Consider the following 1,898-nt stretch of genomic DNA (forward strand, 5'->3'; position numbering starts at 1 on the left):
GGACACGACGATGACGATCCGCAGCTCGGCGATGCTCAGCAACGCCGACGCCAATCATGTCGCGCAGGTGCAGCAGCTGCTCCCGCCGGGGACGTTCCTCATCCTGGCGCGGCCGCCCACGGCGGGCACCAACCCGCTGCGGCCCGATGGGCACGGGCAGTGTGCGCTGCTGCAGATCACGGGCGACGTGCAGGCGGCGGCGGGCGACCAGCAGCTGTGGACGGTGCCGATCGACGGCCTGGTGTCGGGGTTCGACGCCAACCTGGGCGCGCTGCTCGACACCGGCATGAACGCGCCGGACTGGAACGCGGGCGATGCGACCCTGGATGCCAGCGTGATCCCGCTGGGGCGGCTGCGATGGTCGCGATACGAGATCGACTACTCGATCCCCACGCTGCCGTACCTGGTCCGGTACGACATCATCGGATTCCGCGACGGCGTGGACCCGGGCAACCTCGGAGCCGTGGACTATCCGCACTGCACCGCGGGCACCTGCCCCGCGCCGCAGCTGCACCTGCCGGGGAGCAACAGCCCGCCCGCCGCGGTGGCGGTGGGACCGATGATCGAGGACATGCAGGTGGCGGTGGGGTGCGACGGCTACACCGCGGCGGCGGCCAACGACGCGCTGCCGCCGATCCCGGTGCCCGACGTGGGGTTCGAGGAGCCGGGCCCCGCCGCGGGCGCGATGGCGGGCGTGCCCAATCTACAGGTCGACGAGAACCCCTCGGGGAACGGGCGCGACGCCGACGAGTGGCTCGGCAACGCGCGCAACGAGGCCACCGCGCCCGACTGCGTCTACCACGGGACGGCGGAGCGCGCGTCGGCCCAGTGGGTGGCGGTGGAGGGCAGCCAGAACCCGCCGCCGGCGTTTCGCATGAGTCCGCAGACGATCCGCATCACGCTGGTGGGCTCGTCGGAGACCGAGGAGGCAGCGGGCGGTTTGGCCACCGACCAGGTGCTCGCGGTCGAAGACCGCGCACCGCTGGCATCCCCGGTAGGAGTGCGACAGCGCTTCACGCTCACCGAAGCGTTCACCCCCAGGAACATGCGGTGGCGCGACCCGACCATTCCTTAGACAATGACGATGGTTCCCGAGCGATGATGATGAGTGAGGAGGACACGACCATGAACACACGCGATCGTATCGCCCCGACTCACGGCTCTCGCACGAGGTCGCAGCGAGGAGCCACCATGGTCAGCGTGATGCTGCTGACGGTCTCGTTGATGACGCTGGGGCTGCTGGTCGTGCGTAGCTCGTCGCGCGAGGTGACCCAGGCGGGGCAGCTGGTGGCACGCGAGCGGGCGCTGATGGCCGCACAGGCCACGCTCGACCTGGCGATGGCGCGCTACGTGACCATGGCCGAGGCCGATCTCGACGCCGCGCTGCAGGGCACGCTGCCGCAGGGTGCCAGCTGCTCCGATCCCTGTGGCGACTGCATCCCCGACGATCACGCGATCGTGACCGGGCAGCGCAACGGGCTGCTGACCGGCACCGACTCGTCGTGCGGTGGACGGCCGTGCATGCGACAAGGGGCGGTGTCGCTGCTGCGCGACGACGGCGGGACCCCGGTGCACTGGTGCGACGTGCCGCTGCGCGAGCTGCTGGCCAATGGCGATCCCGAGGCGCGGGTCTCGTCGTGGGTGCGCAACAACTCGGCCGACGCGCTGGGCGGCGACGCCGGGGCCGGTAGCTGGATCGACGACAGCGACGGGCGCGTGGTGCTGACCGCGATGGCCACCGTGCGAGGCACCACCGTGACCATCGAGCAAGAGGTGCTGCTGTCGCTGCGGGCCGGCCCCCAGGCGCTGCTGCCCCAGACCCCCGACGAGGGCTACGGCGGCGGCCACAACAACGACAACTCCGCCGTCTCCGTGTGCGTCGACGACTACGTGGCCGC

The 1,898-nt window shown here is 71.2% G+C and carries 2 protein-coding genes; both read left to right on the forward strand.

Annotated elements, in window-relative coordinates:
- On the forward strand, nt 1–1,075 hold a 1,075-nt coding region (locus OEB96_RS00440), incomplete at its 5' end, for a hypothetical protein (RefSeq protein ID WP_266213393.1).
- Between the two features lie 116 nt (nt 1,076–1,191).
- Nucleotides 1,192–1,898: hypothetical protein (locus OEB96_RS00445; RefSeq protein ID WP_266213394.1), on the forward strand; the 707-nt coding region annotated here is incomplete at its 3' end.

This window comes from Paraliomyxa miuraensis (assembly GCF_026337845.1).
Classification (GTDB): Bacteria; Myxococcota_A; Polyangia; order Nannocystales; family Nannocystaceae; genus Paraliomyxa; species Paraliomyxa miuraensis.